This is a genomic window from Citrobacter sp. wls827 (assembly GCF_005280875.1).
Lineage (GTDB): Bacteria > Pseudomonadota > Gammaproteobacteria > Enterobacterales > Enterobacteriaceae > Citrobacter > Citrobacter youngae.
In genome coordinates, this window is record NZ_SZWR01000018.1 from 1 (window position 1) to 2554 (window position 2554).

General features: G+C 55.4%; 2 protein-coding genes. Both read left to right on the plus strand.

What is annotated here, in order from left to right:
• Positions 1-2120 (plus strand): formate C-acetyltransferase (gene pflB / locus FDX03_RS13235; RefSeq protein WP_137346040.1); only part of this gene is annotated, 2120 nt, incomplete at its 5' end.
• A 13-nt stretch (positions 2121-2133) separates the two neighbouring features.
• Positions 2134-2529 carry an enamine/imine deaminase gene (locus tag FDX03_RS13240; protein WP_048213355.1) on the plus strand — a complete coding sequence of 132 codons (396 nt, stop codon included), beginning with the start codon at positions 2134-2136 and terminating at the stop codon, positions 2527-2529.
• The last annotated feature ends 25 nt before the right edge of the window (positions 2530-2554 follow it).

Below are 2554 nucleotides of genomic sequence, written 5' to 3' on the forward strand. Positions count from 1 at the left end.
GGGAAAAAGTCATGGCGGGCATCCGTATTGAAAACTCGACGCATGCGCCGGTTGATTTTGATACCAATATTGCGACGACAATTACCGCACACGATGCGGGTTATATTGAACAGGAACTGGAAAAAATCGTCGGTCTGCAAACGGATAAGCCACTCAAGCGTGCTCTGCATCCGTTTGGCGGCATCAACATGATCAAAAGCTCTTTTGATGCTTATGGCCGTGAAATGGATGCTGATTTTGAGTACCAGTTTACTGAACTGCGTAAAACCCATAACCAGGGTGTATTCGACGCCTACTCTCCGGATATGCTGCGCTGCCGTAAATCCGGCGTGCTGACCGGTCTGCCGGACGGCTATGGTCGTGGCCGTATCATCGGTGACTATCGCCGCGTCGCGCTGTACGGTATCCGCTACCTGGTGCGCGAGCGTGAACTGCAGTTTGCCGATCTCCAGTCGAACCTGGAGTGGGGGCAGAATCTTGAAGCCACGATTCGCCTGCGTGAAGAGCTGTCTGAACATCGCCGCGCCCTGCTGCAAATGCAGGAAATGGCGGCGAAGTATGGCTGCGATATCTCCCGCCCGGCGCGTAATGCGCAGGAAGCGGTGCAGTGGGTGTACTTTGCTTATCTGGCTGCGGTGAAATCGCAGAACGGCGGCGCGATGTCGCTGGGTCGCACCGCATCGTTCCTCGACATTTACATTGAGCGCGATTTCAAAGCGGGAATTTTAGACGAGCAGCAGGCGCAGGAGCTGATCGACCACTTCATTATGAAGATCCGTATGGTACGCTTCCTGCGTACGCCGGAATTCGACACCCTGTTCTCAGGCGACCCTATCTGGGCGACCGAAGTTATCGGCGGTATGGGGCTGGATGGCCGCACGTTGGTGACGAAAAACTCGTTCCGCTACCTGCATACGCTGCACACTATGGGCCCGGCACCTGAGCCGAACCTGACGGTGCTGTGGTCTGAACAGCTACCGATTGCCTTCAAAAAATATGCCGCCCAGGTGTCGATCATCACCTCGTCTTTACAGTACGAAAACGACGATTTGATGCGTGCCGACTTTGACAGCGATGACTATGCCATTGCCTGCTGCGTCAGCCCGATGGTTATCGGCAAACAAATGCAGTTCTTCGGGGCGCGTGCCAACCTCGCCAAAACGTTGCTGTATGCAATCAACGGCGGTGTGGATGAGAAGCTGAAAATCCAGGTCGGGCCGAAAACGGCACCGCTGATGGATGACGTGCTGGACTACGACACGGTGATGGAGAGCCTGGACCACTTTATGGACTGGCTGGCCGTGCAGTACATCAGCGCGCTGAACATCATCCACTACATGCACGACAAGTACAGCTACGAAGCTTCGCTGATGGCGCTGCACGATCGTGATGTCTATCGCACGATGGCCTGCGGCATGGCGGGTCTGTCCGTAGCGGCGGATTCTCTGTCGGCTATTAAGTACGCCCGCGTGAAACCGATTCGCGATGAAAACGGCCTGGCAATTGATTTCGAAATCGAAGGCGACTATCCGCAGTACGGCAACAACGACGAGCGCGTGGACAGCATTGCCTGCGACCTGGTCGAACGCTTTATGAAGAAAATTAAAGTGTTGCCAACTTACCGTAACGCGGTGCCGACGCAGTCCATCCTGACCATCACTTCCAACGTAGTGTACGGACAGAAAACCGGTAACACGCCGGACGGACGTCGCGCAGGTACGCCGTTTGCGCCAGGGGCGAACCCGATGCATGGCCGCGATCGTAAAGGTGCGGTGGCGTCGTTAACCTCGGTCGCCAAACTGCCGTTTACCTATGCCAAAGACGGTATCTCGTACACCTTCTCCATTGTGCCGGCAGCGCTGGGCAAAGAGGACAGCGTACGTAAAACCAACCTGGTCGGTCTGCTGGACGGTTACTTCCATCATGAAGCGCATGTGGAAGGCGGGCAGCATCTGAACGTTAACGTCATGAACCGTGAAATGTTGATGGATGCCATTGAGCACCCGGAAAACTATCCGAACCTGACGATCCGCGTGTCTGGCTATGCGGTGCGCTTCAACGCGCTGACCCGCGAACAGCAGCAGGATGTTATTTCACGTACTTTCACCCAGGCGCTCTGACGCCGGAGGGACTATGAGAAAAGTTATTGCAACCGAATGTGCGCCAGGGGCGATTGGGCCTTACGTACAGGGTGTGGATCTGGGCAGCATGGTATTGACGTCAGGTCAAATCCCGGTGTGTCCACAGACCGGTGAAGTGGCGGAAAACGTAGCCGATCAGGCGCGTCAAAGCCTGGAGAACGTGAAAGCGATTGTCGAGTCTGCAGGTTTGAAAGTGAGCGATATCGTGAAGACCACCGTTTTCGTTTCCGACCTGAACGACTTCGCCACCATCAATCAGGTGTACCAGCAGTTCTTTGATGAGCATAAGGCAATCTACCCTACGCGCAGCTGCGTGCAGGTCGCTCGCTTACCGAAGGATGTGAAGCTGGAGATTGAAGCCATCGCCGTACGTGGCGACATGCTGTAATCCCTTGCGGGGCGATCTCAGGATC